The sequence below is a fragment of the Gemmatimonadota bacterium genome, from assembly GCA_016712265.1.
In the GTDB taxonomy this organism is placed as follows: domain Bacteria; phylum Gemmatimonadota; class Gemmatimonadetes; order Gemmatimonadales; family Gemmatimonadaceae; genus RBC101.
This window is the reverse complement of record JADJRJ010000028.1, coordinates 70686-91762: the sequence shown is the minus strand read 5'-3', so window position 1 is coordinate 91762 and position 21077 is coordinate 70686. Positions and strand designations below refer to the sequence as shown.

The window sequence follows — 21077 nt, the reverse complement described above, 5'->3', positions numbered from 1 at the left end:
GGTGCGCAGCGCGCCACCACACGGCGTGTGGCGGGCGGGGCGCACCCATGGCAGTTTCCGGCATGCCGTGGGCCCTCCTCGCCCTGCTTTATGTCACGCTTGTGCCAACGCTCTTGCGTGCACAGGCGCGCGAGCTGGTGGTCGTCGTCCGGGCCGACGCCGACGCCCGACCGCTGCAGAACGCGGAGGTGATGGTCACCGGCACAAACGATCGGCGGTTTACCAACACCAACGGCGTCGCCGTGCTTCGCATCGCCTCGACCGCACGGATGCTGCGCGTGCGCCAGATCGGCTTTGCGTTTCGGGACGTCGCTATCCCACCCGCGGACACCGTTGAGGTGCGGCTGGTCCCCATTCCGTTTGCACTCCCCACGGTCAGCACCCGGGCCGCCAGTGCGTGCGACGGGATCACGCCAACCGACGGCGCACTGGAAACCTGGGCGCTCTCGCAGCTGCGCGAAGGCGCCGAACGGTATGAGTCGTTTCGCAAGGCGTACCCGTTCGAGGTCACGCAGATGCGACGGACGGTGTCGGCGCCGCGCAGCAAGCAGGAACGCGTGCGCGACGTCCGCGAGCGGGTCTCCTCGGCACGCTGGGGCGAGCGGTACCAGCGCGGGATGGTCGTCCAGGAAGGACCGCTCGGCTTCAGCGTTCCGATCCTCTTCCTCGCGACGCTGGGCGACTCGGCGTTCTGGGATCACCACTGCGCCGAGCGCGCCGAGGTGAGCACCGTCGATTCCACTCGCGTGGTGCAACTCTCTTTTGTTCCCGCGCGGCACGTCGGCACCACGGACTGGAGCGGCGTGGCCTTTCTCGACTCGGCGACGAGCGCCCTGCGCAAGGTGGAGTTTCGCTTGCGCGTGCAGGGGCGAGCGGGCCCGCGGCGCTTTGAGGGCTATACGACCTTCCGCCAGCCCTCACCATTCATCCAGGTGCCGGACACCACGATTGCGTATTGGTGGCGCACATCGCCTGCGGCAGGCGAGGAGTGGGGGTTGCCGGCCGTGGTACAACGGGTAGCTGTGGAGACGCTCAAGTTCCGGAAGGAACCGCCCTAGGTCCTCGCACCCCCGGTCAGGCTGGGCGATTGACGACCGCCTGAATGTGGGCGGGGACGGACAGCGTCGGCTCCGTGTAGGCGGCCGGAATGGGTGCCCCCATCACTTGCGTGATCGGGACCAGGCCGGCCCAGGCGGGAAACCCCTGGTCATCCGCGTCGTCTTTCGGCGGCCCGCTCCGCACCTTGGCCGAGGCTTCCGTGATCGGCACTGCGACGATCGACGTCGCCTTGAGTTCCTGTGCAGTCGGGTGGCGCACGTGGTCCCACTGGCCCGGCACGAGACGGTTTGTGAGGGTGGTGAGGGCACGAAGCTTCTCATCCGCATCCTCGAGCAAGGTGCCCTGTCCGAAGATCACCACCGACCGGTAGTTCACCGACTGGTTGAAGGCGGTCTTGGCCAGCACGAGGCCGTCAATGGCCGTGATGCACACGCACAGTGGGTTGCCAGCCGCGATGTGTCGCAGCAACCGGCTGCTCGACGCCCCGTGCAGCAGCAGGCGTTCGCCGTCCCGGGCGTGCAACACCGGGATCACGAACGGGCGCTCATCGATGGTGAAGCCCACGTGGCTCACGAACACCGCGTCGACGATCCGGTGGACAGTTTCCGCATCGTACTTCCCCCGCTCGGGGAGGCGTCGGACGCGAGTGCGGTCGGTGACGGGGAAATCGCTCGTGAGCGGGAAGCTACCGCGAGGATCAGAGGACCGCAGCGTCGACGGGGAGCACGACCTCGGCCACGCACCCACCGTCCGCGCGTAGCGCAACACGCAGCGTGGCCCTCCCGCCATACAGCTGCTGCAGCCGACGGCGGGTGTTCCCGAGCCCGATTCCCTCGCGCAGCGGCGCACCCGGCAGGGTGGGGCGCGGCTGCCGTGGCGTGTCGCGCACCGACACGGTAAGCTGCGGGCCGAATTGCTGCGCCTCGATCGTTACCGTCCCTCCTTCGGGCCAGCGTGCGATGCCGTGGCGAATCGCATTCTCGACCAGGGGCTGCAGCAGGAACGACGGGACCCGCAGGTGCGCGACCCCCGGGGCGACCTCGACGACGACCTGCAGTCGCTGGGCAAGCCGCATCTCCTCGATCGCCAGGTAGCGACGGACGAGGGCCACCTCGTCGGCCAGTGGGACCTCCTGGGCCGCGTCTTTGTCGAGCGTTTCGCGGAGGAGGTCACCGAGTTGCGCGATGGCCGAGACGGCGCGCTCGCGATCCCCACCGCGCACCAGGCCGGCGATGGCGTTGAGGGCATTAAACAGGAAGTGAGGATTGAGCTGGGCGCGCAATGCCTCCAGCGTCGCGCCGGTCAGTTCGTGTTCCAGTTCGCGCGTGCGAAGGGCGAGGGCTCGGCCCTCCTCCACGCGCCGCGTGACCTCCCGGGACGAGTCGACCGCGTGCCAGATGGACGCCACCGCGAGGTAGGTCAGCAGGTTCAGGATCACATACCCGGCAAGCAGGTTGGCGGCGACCGGGAGCACTCCCGGCCAGCGTCCCGGCGCCGGTGGTGCGAGGGCCATGAGCAGCGCGACGGCCACCACATGGACGACGGTCGCGACGAAGGCCAACGCCACATGCGCGACGATCGCGCGTGAGCGCCGCGGACCGAGCACGCTCCACCGTCGCGACACCGCCCCGACGACCGGCACGATCAAGAGCCACGGGATCCACCAGGCCACGTTGTGGAAGAGCAGGACCCCCCATGGCGCGTTGGGGGGCCGCGTCGTTGACACCAGCACCTCGCGCGCAATGTCCAACGCCAGGAAGCAGGTGACGCCGACGGCCGTCCAGCGATTGAGCAGGAACTGCCGCGTGGTGCCGGCGGCGGAGGTGCTCAATGAAAGACCTTCAGGACCTGTTCCCGGTAGCTGCGACTCAGGCGCAGCTGCTTGCCGTCGTGGAGGATCACGAGGTAGTCCCCGCTGAACCAGGGCTGGATCTCCTTGATGGCGGCCAGCCGCACGGCCGTCGACCGATGAATACGCACAAAGGCCGCGGGGTCGAGCGAGGCCATCAGCGACTGGAGGGTCATCCGGATCTCGTGCAGCCGTCCGGGACCATGCAGGCGCAGGGTATTGCCGGCAGCCTCGATCCAGTCGATCTCCTGCACGGGGACGAACTGGTAGCGCTCGCCGGCGCGCACGAGGATGCGCCGGGTGTAGCGTGGGGCGGACGCCCCGGGCGCGACGTTGCCTAACGCGGCCAGCAGCGCCTCGAGCCGGCCCCCATGCCCCGCGGCGCTGGCCCGTGCGCGCTCGAGTGCCCGCAGGAGGCGGGCGTCGTCGAACGGCTTGAGGACGTAGTCCACGGCTTCGACCTCAAAGGCCTGCAGCGCAAACTGGTCGTGCGCGGTGACAAACACGGTGGGGGGCATCTGTGCCGGCCCGATCTCGCGGATGACGTCAAGGCCGGAGAGGCCGGGCATCTGGATGTCCAGCACCACGATGTCCGGCTCCAACCGTCGAATGTCGCGGATGGCATCCTCGCCGCAGGTGCTTTCGCCCACCACCTGGTACCCCGGCACCGGGTCGAGCGCGAAGCGGATGCAATCACGCCCGAGGGCTTCGTCGTCGACGATGAGGACGGAGGTGGTGGACACGGTCGGAGAGAGGATGCAGGTCGGCGCCGCGGTGGCACCCGAAGTGTCGTCGCCGCCCGGGATGGTTGGAAGAGGAGAGGGACAGGGCGCGTGTCGGCGGTTCAGGGGGCGCCGGGTGTGTCCGGGCCGTGCCCGGCAACCGGGATTCCGCGGGACCGGTCATTCGCCTCCCATCCTGTGACACTGCCACTCAAAGGACTAGCGCGCGCATCATCACCACGGCGAGACGCCGGGGCTCATGGCGCGTGTCTACCAGGGCAATCCCGTCAGGAGGCACCATGGCCGCGGCGTACCGTCCGATCATTCTCCTTTCCGTCTTTGCCGCCTCGGCGCTCGCCCACGCGCAAGCGCCGAGAACGCCGGGGGTCACCTGGGGTGTCCTTGGCGGTGGCCGCAAGCTCGACGATGACGTCCAGCGTGGCACCGAGCGTTACACCGCGCTGGTGCTGCAACGGCCGATTGCTCCCCGGCACAGCCTGCGCTTCGAACTGGCGCGAGACGCGCAGAGCGGTTCGTCGTCGTTTGGCGTCACGTGCGACAGTTGCATCACGTCCACGCGGTATGGCGGGACGTCGTGGGGCGCGATGGTGAACTGGGTGTACGAGCGTCGCGTTGGGAGGCAGCTGCGTCCGTACGCGTACCTCGGGACCGGAATTTTTCGTGGTCGCTCCGAGTTCCGCCCTGGCAGCTGCCCGTCGGGAACGTGTGTCCTCGGCGCATTTCAGCAGCCGACGGACGACGCCGGATGGGGTCAGGCCAGCGCGGCGGGCATCGGAGTTACCGCGGAGTGGCGACGCGTGCGCGCCTTTGCCGAACTGCGGGGGTCGTACATCGGCGGAGGGGGATCGAGCGGGGCCAACGGCGTCATGTTTGGCCTGACGATCAGGTGAACGCCCTAGTGCGACCGGCGAACACCGGTCGCACAGAGCAAGCGGGAGCTGGCGAACGTCAGGGCTTGATGCCCAGGGTCTCCTTGAGGTTGGCGAGCCGCTGCTGCATTTGCGGGCGCAACGGGTGCGTGAGCGCGGCGCGTGCCATGTATCCCTCATACGCCGCAAGCGCCTTCGGTCCGTCAGCCTTGCGCTCCCAGGCCTGGGCCACGATGGCGTAGGGTGTGGCCCACCATGGCTCGAGGGTGATGACCTGGGTGAGGTGTTCGGTGGCGTCATCGGTCCGGCCAACGGCCAGCAGCGTGCTCCCGAGCATGAAACGTGGCGTTGCCTCGTTGGGCGCCAATTGTACCGCGAGCTCGAGCTCGGACAACGCGGCGGTGGTATCCCCATGGCCAAGGGCGTGGAGGCCCAGCCGCGTGTGTGCCGGATGATACGACAGGTCTTCCTCGAGCGCGCGCCCATAGGCCGCCCGGGCGCCTTCCGCGTTATCACGCTGCTCCTGGAGCGTCGCAATGCTGTGCTCGAGCACGGCCTTGGAATTGTAGATCACGACGACATCCTTCTGCTCACGGGCGCGGAGTTCCTTGAGGGCCGCCTCGAACGACGCGATCGCCGAGTCCGCTTGTCCGATGCGCGCCTGGATACGTCCACGCTCGATATGATACCCGGCGGCGTTCTTCTTTCCCTTCATAGCCTCACCGTACAGCTTGAGCGCCTGCTGGAAGTCGGCGTTGGCATAGGCCATCCATGCCCGGGTTTCCACGTCGGCGCCGCTGAGGTACTGCGTGAGGGCGAAGTTGAGCTCCGGCACGCTGACCTGCGGGTTATCCTGCATCGCGGCGAACCGGACACTCTCGAAGAAGAGGTCGCGGTCGAACCGCCGAAAGAGGAATGGGTCGATGGTATGGGCCCTCAGGAGGAGCGAATCGACCTGGCGCAGGTCCTTCGACTGGCCGGCCCGCGAGCGCAGGTATGAGCGGACGAGGCTGGGAGACTTGAGGACCAGCCCCATCGCATAGCCGTAGAAGTACTCGCCCTGCATGGGATCCAGGCGCGACGCCCAGAAGTACGCGTCGGCAGCTATCCCGGGTTTGGCAACGAGGTTCAGGCGTGCGAACTCCGCATAGCCCCGGGCGTCGTTGGTGTCCGCGATCGCCGCATCGCGCGGGCGCTTTGGCAGGTTCCCGCCCTTCTGGGCCTCAGCCACCACACTGGCGGCCAGGAGGCCGCACAGGATCAAGGTCCGCATATCCGCTCCGGTTGATAAGGCGTCTATATGTTGGCAGCAGCCGTGCGCTCGGGCAAGTCGCGCCGCGTCCCCTGGGAACCCGCAGCGTGCCCGACGACCCCACGGTGGCGGGCTGCGCCCCCCCTGCGCATGTTTGTACCGTCCGTGCGAGGAATGGACACGAGCCGTCGCCCTTCGTGAACGAGGCATCACCCCATGATCGTCACCCGCACGCTTCGGCTGCTTCCGGCGGCTTGCCTCTTCATCACGCTGGGGGTTGCCCCCGCGGCAGCCCAGGCGACCGGGGTCGGCCCAACGCGACCGCGCACGGCTGCGGAGGACCTGCAGCTCTTCACCCAGGTCTTCAACCAGATTCGCGTCAACCATCCCGACTCGGTGGACTCCCATCGCATCCTGATGGCCGCCATCCAGGCGATGGTGCAGGCGGCAGACCCGCATTCATATGTTATTCCCGCACTCCGCCTGGAGCCGGGCCGTGAGGAGCTCCTGCGCACGGGCAAGCTCTACCCGGTGCCGGTAGTGTTTGCGGTGTCTGGCGGTGCAGCCATTGTCATGCAGGTCGCTTCCGGCACGCGCGCCAGCCAGCAGGGCATCCTCCCCGGCGACGAACTCGTGTCCGTCGATGGCAAGGCATTTCGCGCGGAAAGCGCGGAGGAGCTGGACATCGAGCTTTCGGGGCCCAAGCACTCCACGGTCTCCCTCACCTTTGAGCGGCGGCGCTCGGATGGCACCTATGGATCGTTCCTCCGTGACGTGCGACGGGAGCGGCCGGCCGAAGAGACGGCGGTGCCGACCGCGCTGCTCCTGGACCAGGCGACGGGGTACATCCGCATCACCACGTTCGCCAACTCACGCGTGGCGGACGACCTGCGGAAGGCGGTCGAGCAGCTCGAGGGTCGCGGGATGCAACGCCTCGTCCTCGACTTGCGGGGCAACGGGGGCGGCAGCGTGCGCGAGGCCGCCGCGGTCGCCGGGGAGTTCCTGCCGGCCGGGAGCATTGTCTACACGGCCGAAGGGCGTCGTGCCAGCACGGCCGACACGGGACGCGTCCGGCGCTCCTTCTTCCGGTCGGAGCGCCCCTACCCACTGGTCGTGATGATCGATGCGGGGACCGCGAGTGCGTCGGAACTCGTCGCGGGGGCCCTGCAGGACCATGATCGCGCCGTGGTCGTCGGCCAACCCAGCTTTGGCAAGTCGCTGATGATGCTGGGCATGCCCCTGTCGGATGGTTCGGTGATGCAGTTGGTCGTTGGGCGCATCCGGACGCCGTGCGGGCGCATCGTGCAGCGCGCCTATCGCGATGTCAGCCTGCGGGCCTACTACCGAGAAGCACGCACCGCGCGAGACACCGTGGGACGACCCACCTGCCGCTCGGCCGGTGGACGCACGCTGTATGGCGGCGGCGGGATCTTCCCGGATGTGCGCCTCACCGCACACGACGCCACCCCCGCGTGGTACATCGACGCGCTGGACGACGACCTGCCCCTCAAGTGGGCCAACCAGTACGTGAGCACGAATGCCGACTCGCGCACCATGGAGGCCTTCGCCGACAGCCCGTCGCTCCCGGCCTCGGCCGTGTCGGGCTTTCGGGCCCTGGCGAAGGAACACCAGGTGGAGGTGCCGGACGGCGAAGCGGTCGACCGGCAGCTGGCGCAACACCTCGCCCGACAGGTGGCCTATGTCCGGTGGGGTGAGGCCGGCGTGTATCGCGTCGCGGCACGCGCTGATCCGGCGATTGGAGAGGCGCTGCGTGCATTTAGCCTCATCCCGGGGATCAAGTAAGCCGGCATCCCGCACGACCGTGACGCCCGCGCGCGCGTCACGGCGGGCTCAGAACTCCCCGATAAACCCGATCTCCGGCTCCAGCTGAACCCCATGCTGCTGCTGCACCGCGGCCTGCGCATGCGCGATCAACGCACGCACGTCGGCCGCGGTCGCTGCCCCCAGGTTGACCATGATGTTGGCATGCATGTGTGAGATCTGCGCGTCGCCGATGCGGTGCCCCTTGAGCCCGCACTGATCGACCAATCGCCCTGCGCCAACGCCCTCGATCTTCTTGAAGATCGACCCCGCGCTCGGATGAATCTCCAGCCAGGGGTGCCGGGCACCACGCCAGCTGAGGTTTTCCTGCAGGATCCGATGCATGGCCGCGGGATCACCAGGCTGCAGCGCGAACGTCACCGCGAGCGCGATGTCCTTCGCGTGGTGAAAGACCGAGTCGTCGTACCCAAACGCGAGATACTCCGGCCCCACGATCTTCCGCTCGCCGGATTCAGTCAGCACCTCGCATGACTCTACCACCTCGGCGATGAACATCGTCCGCGCGCGTTCCGGTGCCGGGGACAGGAAATGCAGGTTTTGCCAGACGGCGCCGCCGACCGTGGACGGGATACCGATGTAGTGCTCCAGCCCGCTGAGGCCCGCGCCGATCGCGGCGAAGATCAGCTCCTTGATGGTCGTCCCGCTCTCGGCCCACAGGTGCGTCGGGTCGACCTGCCGCCAGTGCCGGGCCACGTTCCGGATGACGAGCCCGCGAAAGCCCTTGTCGCCCACCAGGATGTTCGCCCCCAACCCGAGGACGAAGTGGGGCACGCCCAGTTCCCGCGCCAAAATGACCGCGTTTGCCAGGTCGTCGGTCGAGGTGGCATCGTATAGAAGGTCCGCCGGACCGCCGATACGGAACGTGGTGTATGGAGCCAGCGGCACGCCGGTGCGCAGGCGGTCCAGGTCCAGAAAGGACCGGACCGCAGTCGTGAAACGATCGAGCGGGCTTGGCATCAGGGAAAGATCAGGTGGAGGACCCGAAGGCGGTAGCGTCAGGTGGCCGTCCCCGGCTTTCGCGGTGGGGACCTGGACACCAGGTCGCGGTCACAACAGCACATCAACACAGGAATTCCCTTGGCTCGCTTGCTTCGCCGCCTCACCCCCGTTGTACTCGGTCTCTTCCTGCTTCCCGCGTTGGCCATCGCGCAACGCGCCGAGCTGGAGAAGATCCTCTCGAAGAAGCTCCTCCCCAACGGGATGGAGATCGTCGTACTCGAGAATCACGGCGTCCCGCTGGCGACCGTGGAACTCAATGTGCGCAATGGGTCCTTCACCCAGGGTAAGGGCTACGAGGGACTCGCCCACCTGTATGAGCACATGTTCTTCAAGGCGAACGACGCGGCCCCCAACCCCGACGAGTTCGTGTCGCGGGCCTCGGACCTTGGGGCAGTGTTCAACGCGACCACCCAGGAAGAGCGCGTCAACTATTACATGACGCTCCGGAAGGACTCGGTCGAGGGGGCGATCAAGCTCATGGCCGCCGCGATGCGCACCCCCATGTTCCTCAAGGAGGAACTCGAGCGCGAACGCGAAGTCGTCCTCGGCGAATACGATCGCCAGGAATCCAATCCACACTGGGCCTTCCAGCGCGACCTGAACACCGCCCTCTATCCCGGGCAATACTCCCGCAAGAACGTCATCGGGGATCGCGAGATCCTGCGCACGGTCGAGCCCGAGAAGCTCTTTGAAATCCAGAGGAAGTACTACATCCCCAACAACACCGTGCTCATCGTCACGGGGGATGTGAAGCCGGCCGAGATCTTCGGGTTTGCCGAAGCCGCATTTGGTGACTGGAAACCCGGGCCCGATCCATTCAAGCTCGACCCGATCCCCCCGATCCCGCCGCTCAAGGGGAACGAGGTGGTGATCACCGAGCAACCGGTGAACGCGGTGACGGTCTGGGTCACGTGGCAAGGTCCGAGTGTGCGGAAGGATCCCCAGGCGACCTTTGCCGCTGATGTCTTCTCCGATGTGATCAACCAATCGCTCTCCACCTTCCAGCGCCGCCTCACGGACACCGGGCTCTTCCAGTCGGTGGGGTTCAACTACTACACGCTCGACCAGGTCGGCCCGATCTCCATCCAGGGGCAGACCACGCCGGAGAAGCTCAAGGCTGCGCTGGCCGCGCTGGACAAGGAAATCACGCAGCTCGGCGATCCAGGCTACATCACGGCGGACCAGCTGGAGGCGGCCAAGGCGGAGCGCGCCGTGTCGACGGCGTTCGGGATGGAACGTGCGAGCGACTTCGCCCACACCCTGGGCTTCTGGTGGTCGGTCGCGGACCTCGAGTACTACATGGGCTACATCGACAACATGGCCAAACAGACGCTGCAGGACCTGCAAGCCTATGCGAAGAAGTACATCATCGGGAAGCCGCGGATCACCGGGGTGTTGATCGACCCGGAATCGCGCAAGGCGCTCGGGTTGACCAAGGCGGACCTGCTGCCGCGGGTGGTGCAATGAACTCCCAGACGGCAGGCGGCAGACGGATGATGGGAACGCTGAGACGACAGACGGCAGACGGCAGACGGCGCCTCGGCGCCATCGTCATGATGGTGGCAGCGATGGTCGTCGGCACGCTACGACCCGCGGAACTGCGCGCACAAACCGCGGCCGACTCCACCTCGACGTTCGACGTGGGCGGCATCCGCGTCATCCACCGCCCGGCGGGCGGCGACATGGTCGTCGCCAACCTCTACCTGCTCGGCGGGGTCCGCCAGATCTCCTGGGACAACGCTGGCATTGAGCTGCTCATGCTCGCCGCGAGCGAGAACGGCACGCGTACCTACTCCCGTGAGCGGCTCCGCCGGCTCATGACCCGGCTCGGCACCGGGATATCGATCGACGCCGAGACCGATTGGTCGTCGATAGGGGTACGCGCAACCCGAGCGACCTTTGACTCCACCTGGGCCGTGATGGCGAGCCGCGTGGTGGAACCCACGTTCGACCCGGGGGAACTGGAGGTCGTGCGCCAGCAGTTCCTGCTCGCCGTCAAGCAGCGCCAGGATTCGCCGGATGCCCTCGCCGAGTTCCTGGCCGACTCGCTCGCGTACGACGGTCATCCGTATGCGGTGCCTCCGTCGGGCACCGCAACCAGCGTCGCAAGCATTACCCAGGCGGGCCTCAAGGCGTATCACGCCCAGCAGGTCGTGAAGTCACGGATGCTGGTGGTGGTGGTGGGCAACGTGACCCGCGACAAGATCACGCGCCTGGTGAGCTCGACGCTGGGGAAGTTGCCGGCCGGCACGTACACCTGGTCGCTCCCCGATACGCTCCCGCGACGTCGCGCCGCCGCGTACGGCCTGCAGCGGGACCTCCCGACCAACTACATCCTCGGGCGGTACGCCGGCCCGCACGCCAGCACGAAGGACGCGTACGCCCTCCGCATCGCCACGGCGATCCTCTCGGGCCAGTTCTTTGGCGAAGTACGGTCGCGGCGCAACCTGACCTATGCGGTGGACGCGCCCTACATCGATCGTGCGGTGAGCGGGGGCGGGGTGTACGTGAGCACGGTCTCGCCGCAGGTCACCATCGACGTGATGCGACAGCAACTCGCGGCCGTACGCACGAGCACCGTCAACCCCGAGGCGCTCAACAAGCTGATCCAGCAGTTCATCACGCAGTTCTTTCTGGAGAACGAGACCCTCGGCGCACAGGCGGACTTCCTCGCCAAGTCTTTCCTGTTCGAGGGAGATCTCCAGGCGGCCGGGCACCTGGAAGCGATGCTGCGCTCGATTACCCCGGCCGACATCCAGCGCGTGGCGCAGCGGTGGATCAAGGACGTGCAGTGGGCCTACATCGGGGATGTGTCCAAGCTGCCGAAGGCGAGCATGGAGCGCTGGTAGGGAATAGACGGCAGACGGCAACACGCACGGGTGTTGCGCGGACCGACGAACCACAGGGCGTACTACCAGCCGCGGACCACCGTGCGCAGGGACTCCACCAGGGAGCCGGCCGCCGAAGGTCGCGCCCCACGCGCGAGCCATACGGCGACGATCTCGCGCGTCAGCGCCCGCTCCGTCACCGGCACAAACACACAGGCGCTCCCCGATGCCGCGCGGCGGCCATCGCTGGCACAATGGACACGCCAACCCCCGCGGCCACGAGTTCGAGCACCGTCGCCAGCTGCGCTCCCCGGCATACCACATCCAGCTGAATGCCCTGCCGGTTGCAGAACTCCGCGACCTGGTCACTCAGGCAATGTACGGCGTCGAGGGTAATCGCCGGCGCATCGCGCAGTTCCGCGAGGGTGATGGTTCCGGCGCGCGCGGCCGGATGGTGAGTCGGGACGGCGACCACCAGCGGATCGGCGCCTAACGCGTCCACCACGAGGGAGGGATCAAAGGGATACGGTTGCGCCGCAATCGCCACATCCAGCTCGCCGTCGGCCAGCATTCGCATCAGCGCTGCGCTGTGCGACTCGTGGATCGACACCCGCTGTGCCGGATGCTTGTCCCGCAGGCGGCGTAACGCGTCCGGCACCAGGTAGGGCGCCACCGTCGGGATCACCCCCACCCGCAAGACCGCCGGCGCCTCGTCGTGCTGGCGAACGGCGTCCTCCGCCTCCCTGAACTCCTCCAGGATCCGGCGAGCCCGGGGGATGAGTGCCGTGCCTGCGTCCGTGGGGGCGACCCCGCGGCCGTGCCTCCGAAAGAGTGGCGCGCCGAAGTGCCGCTCCAGCCGCTGGATCTGGAGGGTCAGCGAAGGCTGCGAGATCCCCAGCGCCCGGGCCGCGCGGCTCAGTGACCCCTCGTCCACCGTCTTCAGGAACGCCCGGAACAGGGTGCTGTCCATGCGCTCCATAGTAACTGACTATGGCTGGTATAGCCACGCACCCGTTGTTGGCTATGACTCAGCGCCGTAGGATGAGATTGCTATGCGAGTCGGACGCTCTCGGGGCCCCTCCGGCCGATTCGCGCGCTGTCCGCCCACCCCAAACGCCTCGAGAACGCCTTATGTCGCACCCCACCGAAGGGACCGGCAAATGCCCGGTCAACCACGGCGCCCACACCGCAGGAAGTGGCCGCTCCAACCGTGATTGGTGGCCCAACCAGCTCAAGTTGGGCATCCTCCACCAGAATCCCCCAGCCGGCGATCCCCACGGCGCGGGCTTCGATTACGCGGCCGAGTTCAAGACCCTGGACCTCGACGCCGTCGTGAAGGACCTGCACGCCCTCATGACCGATTCGCAGGAGTGGTGGCCGGCGGACTTCGGCCACTACGGTGGCCTGTTCATCCGCATGGCCTGGCACAGCGCGGGGACCTATCGCACCGCGGACGGACGTGGTGGCGCGGGCTCCGGCACACAACGGTTTGCCCCACTCAACTCCTGGCCGGATAACGGCAACCTCGACAAGGCGCGTCGCCTCCTGTGGCCGATCAAGGCGAAGTATGGCCGCAAGCTTTCGTGGGCCGACCTGATGATTCTCGCGGGGAACGTGGCCATCGAATCGATGGGACTGAAGACGTTCGGCTTCGGCGGTGGTCGCGCCGACGTGTGGGAACCGGAACAAGACATCTACTGGGGAGCGGAAGCCGAGTGGCTCGGCGACAAACGCTACACGGGTGATCGCGAGCTGGAGAACCCGCTGGCCGCTGTGCAGATGGGGCTCATCTACGTGAACCCCGAGGGACCGAACGGCAAGCCGGACCCACTCGCCTCGGCGCGGGACATCCGCGAGACGTTCAAGCGGATGGCGATGAACGATGAGGAGACGGTGGCGCTGGTGGCAGGCGGCCACACCTTCGGCAAGATGCACGGTGCAGGCGACCCCGCGCTCGTCGGCCCGGAGCCGGAAGGCGCGCCGATCGAGGAGCAGGGGTTCGGCTGGAAGAACCGCCTGGGGACCGGGAAGGGGCAGCACACCACGACGTCCGGACTCGAGGGCGCGTGGACCCCTAACCCGACGAAGTGGGACAATGGCTACTTCGACACGTTGTTCGGGTGGGAGTGGGAGCTCGTCAAGAGCCCGGCCGGCGCGTGGATCTGGGAGCCGACCGACAAGGTGAAGGCCGCAACGGTTCCGGACGCGCACGTGCCGGGACGCAAGGTCCTCCCCGCGATGTCCACCGCCGACATGGCGATGCGCATGGACCCGGCATACGAGAAGATCTCGCGCCGTTTCCACGCCAACCCGGACCAACTGGCCGACGCGTTCTCGCGCGCCTGGTTCAAGCTCACGCATCGCGACATGGGCCCTCGCGCCCGCTACCTCGGCAAGCTCGTCCCGGCCGAAGTGTTGATCTGGCAGGACCCGATTCCTGCGGTGAACCACCCGCTGGTCGACGCAAAGGACATCGCCGACCTCAAGGCGAAGATCCTCGCGAGTGGCCTCCCCATCTCGCAGCTCGTGGCGACGGCGTGGGCTTCGGCCTCAACGTTCCGTGGGTCGGACAAGCGCGGTGGTGCCAACGGCGCCCGCATTGCACTCGCGCCGCAGAAGGACTGGGAGGTCAACCAGCCGGCGAAGCTCGCGCGCGCGCTCGAGGTCCTGACCAAGGTGCTGGAGGCGTTCAACGCATCGCAGGGGGGTGGCAAGCGCATCTCCCTCTCCGATTTGATCGTGCTCGGTGGCTGTGCCGCGATCGAAGCTGCGGCGAAGGCCGGCGGCGTCAATATTGAGGTGCCGTTCACGCCCGGCCGCATGGACGCCACCCAGGCCCAGACGGACGTTGAGTCCTTCGAGGTGATGGAGCCGATGGCGGATGGCTTCCGGAACTACCAGAAGAAGGCGTACAGCGTCCCGGCGGAGGAACTGCTGCTGGACAAGGCGCAGCTGCTGACGCTGACCGCGCCCGAGATGACGGTGCTCGTGGGAGGCCTGCGCGCGCTCAATGCCAACCATGGGCAGTCCCGGCACGGGGTCTTCACCACCAGGCCCGAGGTGCTCACGAACGACTTCTTCGTGAACCTGCTGGACATGGGCACCACCTGGTCACCGGCGTCCGCGGCCGGGGACCTGTTCGAGGGCAAGGATCGCGCGACGGGCGACGTGAAGTGGACGGGCACCCGCGTAGATCTGATCTTTGGCTCCAATTCGCAGCTGCGCGCGCTGGCCGAGGTGTATGCGTCGGCCGACGCGAAAGAGGCCTTCGTGAAGGCGTTCGTGGCGGCATGGACGAAGGTGATGGAGCTGGATCGGTTCGACCTGGCCTGATCGGTCGCGGCCACCCGTGACGCCGGTGGTGTTTCACGAAGCCCGGATGGCGCGAGAGTGAGAAAATCGGGGAGACATGCACGTTGATGGAGCGGCCCTCCATCCCCGTGCATGTCTCCCTTCTTTCGTTCTGTCTTCCTGCGACTCGGTGCCCTCGCGACCCTCGGCGCCTGTTCCACTGACCGCGCCCTCGCGCCCGCCGCCTTGGGGGCACCGTCGCCGAACGTGGTGCCACCCGCCAAGGCGTATCGTGCCGTCCTTCCGGGGCTGGGGGGCTATCTCTCCGACGTCAACGACAAGCTCCAGGTCACTGGCTGGGACGGACTCGACGCGTACCTGCACGACGTGCGTTCGGCGACCACACGAGTGTTGCCACGGCGTGGTTGGTTCGCCGCACAGAGCCGCGCGATCAACGCTTTCGGCGACATCGGCGGGTTCGTGGGCGACGTGAACTCCGTCCCCTCACCGACCGTCTGGCTGGCGTCGGCCACTCGACCCACCGTGTACCCGGTGGATGGCTGGACTTACGGGCTCAACGACTTGCAGGTGGCCGTGGGCTCCTATCGCCCGACCGCTGGCGTCACGCGAGCGTTTGTTTGGAACGTCAAGTCCGGCGTCTTTGACCGCCTTCCGATCCCCAAAGGCACCGTAAACTCGTACGCTGAAGACATCAACAACGACAACGTGATCATCGGCAGCGTGGATGGCTTTGGTCCGGTAGTGTGGCGGCCCTCGGCGTCCGGCTACTCCATCACCCGACTGACCGGCTTCAGTTCGGTGACGGGAATCGACGGCGGCCTCGGCGTGGTCGGCACGCAGTCCGTTGCCGGCGGGAGCCAGCAAGCCGTCTTCGGGAGTCCACAGCTCCAGGGTGCCTTTGTGGGCCCGTGGAGTGCGGCCTATGACGTCAACGGGTGGGGCATCGCCGTCGGTACGGTCTTGAACCCGACTGGCGTGTTCCTCCCATGGATCGGCGACCGGGCCGGCACCATCACCTACCTGCCGCACCCCACGGCCCCGCCGGGCACCGCGAGTGCCCAAGCGGTGGCAGTGAACAACTGCGGCTTTGTCGTCGGCATCTCCGTGGTCGGGGGCGTGTACGTCCCCACCCTGTGGGATCCGGGTTGTTAAGCTGAGAGGTCGGGCCCGCACGGTCGACCGGGGGAAGGACGGCGGCCGCTGCGGTGCCTGACTTGCGGTTGCGCGTGCCATGTCCAGTTCCGGCGGCGGGCGACGCTACCCGGGTGAACCTGCGCGACCCCGTCTCATGGACGAGGTCGTCTCACCCACGCGCCGATGCGCTCGCTCCTCGTACTCATCGCCCTCGCCTCCCTCGCGGCCTGCCGCGAGCCAACCCAGCCACCGAAGGACCCCGAACGTCCAGCCCGGGCGGTCCAGGGGAGCATGGGTCCGAGTATCACCCCGTGTCAGTGGCGTTGGCGCCAACCCGTCAGCGGCAACTGGACAGACACCACCAAGTGGTCCCCGAGCGGTGTTCCCTCATCTGGCCAGGTCTGCATTGATCGACCCGGGACGTACATCGTCAACGTGGATGGTGGAGTACACACCCTCAGCGACCTCGACCTCGGTCCTTCCACGCAGCTCACCCTGGCGGTGGCCAACCACTCCGGCCTACGCGTCGGCGGGCGTACTGAAGTGCCATCCGGAGGGGCGTTGCACCTGGTGGCACAGGTTCCGCAACCGCTGGGGACTGTGTTCGAGTTCGATCATCTCGTGAATCGCGATAGCCTCACGATTGCCGAGCGCGTGCACGCCGGTTTTGTGGAGAACCACGGCACCATGGTCATGCAGCAGCTCGTGCGCAGTGCAAAGTTGGTGTTCGACTCACTCGAGACGGATGGAACGGTGCGCCTCGTGGGGTTGGCGGAGTGGATTTCTGCCAACCGCGCTGTCCTGGCTGGTGACATCGCGAAGACGGATCCGTCCGCGCATCTTCACGTGCGACCTCAGGGAGGACGGCATCCCGTCGTCGAGTGGCGCGGTGCGGCCCTGCCATCACGAGTGCCGGCAGACACGGGGCGTGCCGCGGTGTTGGTGAGCGAGTCCGATCTCCACCTCAACTCAATTCTCAACGACGGGGCGATCGACGTTGCCTCTGGCGCCCGTATTGTTCGCGTCACAGGTGACGTTGAGTACGGGACGAGCCTGCGAACCTGGGCGGACCCGGGCGGACGCGTCGAGCTGGCCGAGGAACCGGGGAACGCTCGAGGAATCCGGGTGAGTGGTGCCTTGCTTCTGGGGGACACCCTGGGCACGACGGCTCCACTGCCGCTGCGGGTGATCGGCAGCCTCCGCGCCTACGGATCGATCACGGTCACCGACAGCGTCGTCTACTCTGGCGCCCTTCTCTCGAACTACGATACGCTGAACGTCACGAGTGGCCACCTCGACCTGCGAACCGGGACGTATGTGGGCTCATCGGCGAGTGCGCAACTCGGCCCGATGACCATCCGGGCCGGTGCGCGCCTGGAGGGCGAAGGCACAGTGGGTGACGTGCAGGTAGTCGGGGGAACCGTCGCTCCTGGAGGTGTCCTCCAGAAGGTTCTTCAGGTTGGATCGCTCGCCCTGGACTCGCAGAGTACTGTCAGCCTGAGCTACTCCGCCGCCTCCGACTTTGACCAACTTGTCGTTGCAGGTGCCTTGAGTGCAGCCGGTTCATTGGTGCCCGCGACGGACAACGGTCGATGTGGCGAGGTGTTCCCGGCAATCGTGCGGCCGGCCGCCCTGTCCTCCGGAGCCTTCACTCCCGGGGGCAGCCAGTATCCTGGGGTCGGTTGGCGGGCATGGCCGGCGGGGGACACGATCCTCGCCGTTGGGCACGACCCCAGCGCGCTCGTCTCCGCGCGGAGCAGTGGCGCGCTCATTGAGGGAGCAGCGCCAATCGCCGGCCACGTCTGCCTGGGCGGAACGGGCCCGACCGCCCCGGTCCACGCCAGCTTCGCGTCGGTCTTCGGCGAGTTCACCATGTCACCAAGCCAGGTGACGTTCAACGTGGCGACCTGGGGACTGCCCGTCCCGGTCACGGTCAGCGCGGTAGATGATGCACGCGCGGATGGCCAGGTGCTCGACTCGCTGTCCCAGACACTCACAAGCGCGGATCCCGCCTATCAGGGCTATACACGGAGTGTTCCGGCGTACGTCAATGACAATGATCCGCCGGTCGACCTCGCGCTGACCCTGGTCTCCGCTCCGTCGGTGGTCAACCTGAACCAGGTTGCCGAGGCACGCTATCGCATCACCAACAACGGTCCCGGCGCCTCGACTGGATCCAGCCTCTCCATTCCCTCGCTGGTGGGCGTGACCTACCAATCCGCCGGCGCGGGGGTTACCTGTACAACCTCCGCCGGAACGTTGACCTGCACGGCGGGCGCCCTGGCCAGCGGGGCGAGCCTGGAGTTCGTCATCGTGTTCAGGGCGTCGACGTCGGGCAGCTGGACCAACACGGCACAGGTGAGCGGCAGTGACTATGACCACGTGAGCACGAACAACTCGGCGGCGTGGATGTTTACCGTCCCCTGAGTGCCGCCCGCATCTCGGCCGACTCGCCCCAGGCCCGTCCCCGGGCGAGTCCCCGTGGTGGCTATGGACGCGGCGCGTCCACGGGGGCGCGCTGGGGCGCAGGCAGTCGTTTGGCTTCCCACGCAGTGGCCGTCTCCCCCTTCCCGAGCGCGCGATACACCGCGGCGAGCCGGTCGATCGTCCCGTTCCACATGATCGGTGCGCGCGATGGGTTGCTGCCCAGGGCGGCGAGCGCCTTCTCGTAGTGTGTCACCGCCTCCGGGCGGTTGCCCAACTCGGCGTAGCTACGCGCCATCCCACCGTATGACGCCGCCGTCGACGGATGGTTGGGCCCCAATGCCGCCGTCCGCACCTGCACGGCAGCCGCGTACTCCACGAGCGCCTCGCGATAGCGCTTCATGTTGATCAGCGTGGCCGCGGTCGCGTTCAGGGCGTCGCCCACCAGCGGGTGTCCGGGGCCGACCGTGCGGCGGAAGAACGCCACGGCGTCGCGCTTCATGCGCAGCGCCTCTCCAGGGCGGCCGAGGGCTTCCACGGTGGACGCAATATTCAGCTGCGTGATGCCGATGCTCGGATGCGACGGGTCAAGGGTCGCGCGACGCATGGCGAGCGCACGTTGCTGGATCGGCTCGGCCTCCGCCGGCCGTTGCTGCTCGTACAGGTTGGCACCCAGGTTGCTCAACGTGACCGCGAGCAGGGGATGCGGGTCCGGGAGTGCCGCCTCCACGATAGCCGTGATCTCACGCAGCAAGGTCTCCGCAGGCGCAAACTTGCGCTGGACCATCAACTGCGTGGCCAGGTTGTTCATGGGACCGGCCACCCGAGGGTGCTGTGATCCGAGATCGGCCCGCGCCATCTCGATCGCCGCGACCAGCAGGGACTCGCCCTCGGCGAACCGCGCGAGGTTACCCAACAGCGAGCCGAGGTCCGACAGGCGATCTGCAACCTCCACATCGTCGTCGGGGTGCACTTCGCGCGCCAGCGCTAGCGCCTCGCGGTAGATGGGTTCGGCCTCTGCCAGACGGCCCTGCGTGCGGACGCTGTTCGCCAGCGTGGTGAGCGCCCGCACACGATCCTTGCGGCCTGCGGTATCTCGCGCGAGCAGCGGAGCACACGGCGGAGGGTGCTCTCCGCGGTCGCCGCGCGTCCCGCTTGCCACGCCACGGTACCTAACGAAAGTTCGGTCGCGGCGATGTCGGTAGCGCCCGGCGCCAGCACCCGTCGGCGGATCGCCAGCGCCTCGTTGTACAACTGTTCCGCGGCGGGATAGTCGCCGAGATCGGCCCAGGATCGGCCAAGGAGATGTAGCAGGCGTGCCTGGAGGAGTGGCTGTGCGGCGAGGTCGCGGCGGACCTTGGTGGCACTCTCCACCATGAGGTCGCGCGCGCGCAACGTGTCCCGTCGCTCAACGCCCGCGGCGAAGGGACTCGGTGAACGAAACAGCGTTTCCATGAAGCCGGACACCTGCAGGGCCACGTCACGCTCAAGGGCAATCGCGGCGGCTTGGGCTCGACTGACGCGCGCCGCACGCACGGACACCACCACCAGCGAGGCGAGGGCGATGAACAAACCGGCTGCTGCTGCGACCGCGGCCCGATGGCGGCGCACGAAGCGCCGGGCCACGTACGCAAGCGTCTCGGGTCGCGCCTCGACGGGAAAGCCGTCCAGATAGCGGCGCACATCCGCGGCAAGTTCCGAGGCCGACCCGTACCGGCGCCCTGGTTCCTTGCGCAGCGCCTTGCCGACGATCGCGTCGAGGTCACCCGCGATCGCCGCGGGTGGCACCTGCGATGTGGCAAGGCCGACCGCCTGAAGGCGCGATGCGTCGGCCGCGGCAATACTCGCGGGTGGGGGATCGTCCTCGCACACCGCGTGTGCCAGTGCGGTGGTGGGCGTCAGTTGATAGGGCCGGCTTCCTGCAAGAAGCTGGTAGAGCAGGACGCCCAGGGCGTAGACGTCCGTGGCCGTCGTCACCGCTTCGCCGCGAAACTGCTCCGGGGCCGCATGTTCAGGGGTGAGGAGCAGCAGGTCCCCGGTCTCTGGCGACGTCGCCGACGCATCGAGGACCTTGGCGATCCCGAAGTCGAGCAACCGCACCTTACCGTCCGCGGTGACCAGAATGTTGCTCGGCTTGAGGTCACGGTGAATCACGAGGTGGCCGTGGGCGGCATGCACGGCCTCACACACCGTGCGGAACAGCGCGAGTCGCTCGCGCAGCCCCAGGGCGTGCTCACGGGCCCACTCCGTGATCGTGATCCCGTCGACGAACTGCATGGCCAGCCACGGCGTGCCGTCGTCGGTGAGGCCGCCGTCGAGCAGCGTCGCAATGTTGGGGTGCTGCACGCGGGCGAGGATCTGTCGCTCGCTGCGGAAGCGCTGCAGCATCGCGTCGGGGTCGCGTCCCGCGCGCATCACCTTCACGGCCGCCTGTTGCTCATACTGCGCGTCGGCACGGTGGGCGCGGTACACGTCGCCCATCCCTCCGCGCCCAATCAGCTCGTCTATTGCCCAGGGGCCAAGGCGCGAGCCCGTGATGCGGCCGTCGGATGGCAGGTGACCCGAGGGTGTCAGCAAGCGGTCGGGATAGGCGTCACCGCCTGCCGAGTCATGGCCGGCGAGGAGGTCCTGGACTTCGCGCTGCAGCGTCGCGTCGCCTCCGCAAGACGCGGCCACAAAGGCTCCGCGTTCCTCGGCACGAAGCTCCACCGCGCGCACAAAGATGGACTCGACCTGCGCCCAGCGTTCGACCTTGGTTGCACTCAT

General features: G+C 67.5%; 16 protein-coding genes. 8 read left to right on the top strand and 8 right to left on the bottom strand.

Features of this window, described 5'->3' with window-relative positions; genetic code table 11:
- Nucleotides 1-47 precede the first annotated feature (47 nt).
- Nucleotides 48-1058 carry a hypothetical protein gene (locus tag IPK85_07325; protein MBK8247186.1) on the top strand — a complete coding sequence of 337 codons (1011 nt, stop codon included), beginning with the start codon at nt 48-50 and terminating at the stop codon, nt 1056-1058.
- A 16-nt stretch (nt 1059-1074) separates the two neighbouring features.
- Here the strand turns inward: IPK85_07325 and IPK85_07320 are convergent, their stop codons facing one another.
- The 3 genes from IPK85_07320 to IPK85_07310 form a co-directional block, all read right to left on the bottom strand.
- On the bottom strand, nt 1075-1632 hold the full coding sequence (locus IPK85_07320; GenBank protein ID MBK8247185.1) for a pyridoxamine 5'-phosphate oxidase family protein: 558 nt from the start codon (nt 1630-1632) through the stop codon (nt 1075-1077).
- A 124-nt stretch (nt 1633-1756) separates the two neighbouring features.
- Nucleotides 1757-2890: a histidine kinase gene (locus tag IPK85_07315; GenBank protein ID MBK8247184.1), complete on the bottom strand. Its 1134-nt coding sequence runs from the start codon at nt 2888-2890 to the stop codon at nt 1757-1759.
- Nucleotides 2887-3651 (bottom strand): response regulator transcription factor, encoded by a 765-nt coding sequence (locus IPK85_07310; GenBank protein MBK8247183.1) that lies wholly within the window; start codon nt 3649-3651, stop codon nt 2887-2889. Before IPK85_07310 ends, IPK85_07315 begins: the two co-directional genes overlap by 4 nt.
- Nucleotides 3652-3929: 278 nt before the next feature.
- Between IPK85_07310 and IPK85_07305 the strand changes: the two genes are divergently transcribed.
- Nucleotides 3930-4541, top strand: coding sequence for a hypothetical protein (locus IPK85_07305; GenBank protein MBK8247182.1), 612 nt, complete (start codon nt 3930-3932; stop codon nt 4539-4541).
- A 58-nt stretch (nt 4542-4599) separates the two neighbouring features.
- Here the strand turns inward: IPK85_07305 and IPK85_07300 are convergent, their stop codons facing one another.
- Nucleotides 4600-5793 (bottom strand): hypothetical protein, encoded by a 1194-nt coding sequence (locus IPK85_07300; protein ID MBK8247181.1) that lies wholly within the window; start codon nt 5791-5793, stop codon nt 4600-4602.
- Between the two features lie 195 nt (nt 5794-5988).
- On the opposite strand from IPK85_07300, the gene IPK85_07295 reads away from it, so the two are divergent.
- A complete protein-coding gene (locus IPK85_07295) occupies nt 5989-7575 on the top strand; it encodes a PDZ domain-containing protein (GenBank protein MBK8247180.1) in 1587 nt (528 codons plus the stop codon).
- A 48-nt stretch (nt 7576-7623) separates the two neighbouring features.
- On the opposite strand, the gene murB is transcribed toward IPK85_07295, so the two are convergent.
- On the bottom strand, nt 7624-8571 hold the full coding sequence (gene murB, locus IPK85_07290) for a UDP-N-acetylmuramate dehydrogenase (protein ID MBK8247179.1): 948 nt from the start codon (nt 8569-8571) through the stop codon (nt 7624-7626).
- Between the two features lie 120 nt (nt 8572-8691).
- On the opposite strand from murB, the gene IPK85_07285 reads away from it, so the two are divergent.
- Nucleotides 8692-10080: an insulinase family protein gene (locus IPK85_07285; protein MBK8247178.1), complete on the top strand. Its 1389-nt coding sequence runs from the start codon at nt 8692-8694 to the stop codon at nt 10078-10080.
- Nucleotides 10077-11462: an insulinase family protein gene (locus IPK85_07280; GenBank protein ID MBK8247177.1), complete on the top strand. Its 1386-nt coding sequence runs from the start codon at nt 10077-10079 to the stop codon at nt 11460-11462. Before IPK85_07285 ends, IPK85_07280 begins: the two co-directional genes overlap by 4 nt.
- A 175-nt stretch (nt 11463-11637) precedes the next feature.
- On the opposite strand, the gene IPK85_07275 is transcribed toward IPK85_07280, so the two are convergent.
- Nucleotides 11638-12411: a LysR family transcriptional regulator gene (locus tag IPK85_07275; GenBank protein MBK8247176.1), complete on the bottom strand. Its 774-nt coding sequence runs from the start codon at nt 12409-12411 to the stop codon at nt 11638-11640.
- A 161-nt stretch (nt 12412-12572) separates the two neighbouring features.
- On the opposite strand from IPK85_07275, the gene katG reads away from it, so the two are divergent.
- The 3 genes from katG to IPK85_07260 all read left to right on the top strand — a co-directional run bounded on the left by katG (nt 12573) and on the right by IPK85_07260 (nt 18314).
- Nucleotides 12573-14774: a catalase/peroxidase HPI gene (katG, locus tag IPK85_07270; GenBank protein ID MBK8247175.1), complete on the top strand. Its 2202-nt coding sequence runs from the start codon at nt 12573-12575 to the stop codon at nt 14772-14774.
- 111 nt (nt 14775-14885) lie between these two features.
- Nucleotides 14886-15905 (top strand): hypothetical protein, encoded by a 1020-nt coding sequence (locus tag IPK85_07265; GenBank protein MBK8247174.1) that lies wholly within the window; start codon nt 14886-14888, stop codon nt 15903-15905.
- A gap of 165 nt (nt 15906-16070) precedes the next feature.
- Nucleotides 16071-18314 (top strand): hypothetical protein, encoded by a 2244-nt coding sequence (locus IPK85_07260; protein ID MBK8247173.1) that lies wholly within the window; start codon nt 16071-16073, stop codon nt 18312-18314.
- 61 nt (nt 18315-18375) lie between these two features.
- Here IPK85_07260 and IPK85_07255 read toward each other — a convergent pair whose 3' ends face one another.
- Together IPK85_07255 and IPK85_07250 are read right to left on the bottom strand one after the other, a co-directional pair.
- Entirely contained in the window at nt 18376-19383 is a 1008-nt protein-coding gene (locus IPK85_07255) for a tetratricopeptide repeat protein (GenBank protein ID MBK8247172.1), read from the bottom strand.
- Nucleotides 19299-21077, bottom strand: a complete 1779-nt coding sequence (locus IPK85_07250; GenBank protein MBK8247171.1) for a serine/threonine protein kinase — start codon at nt 21075-21077, stop codon at nt 19299-19301. Before IPK85_07250 ends, IPK85_07255 begins: the two co-directional genes overlap by 85 nt.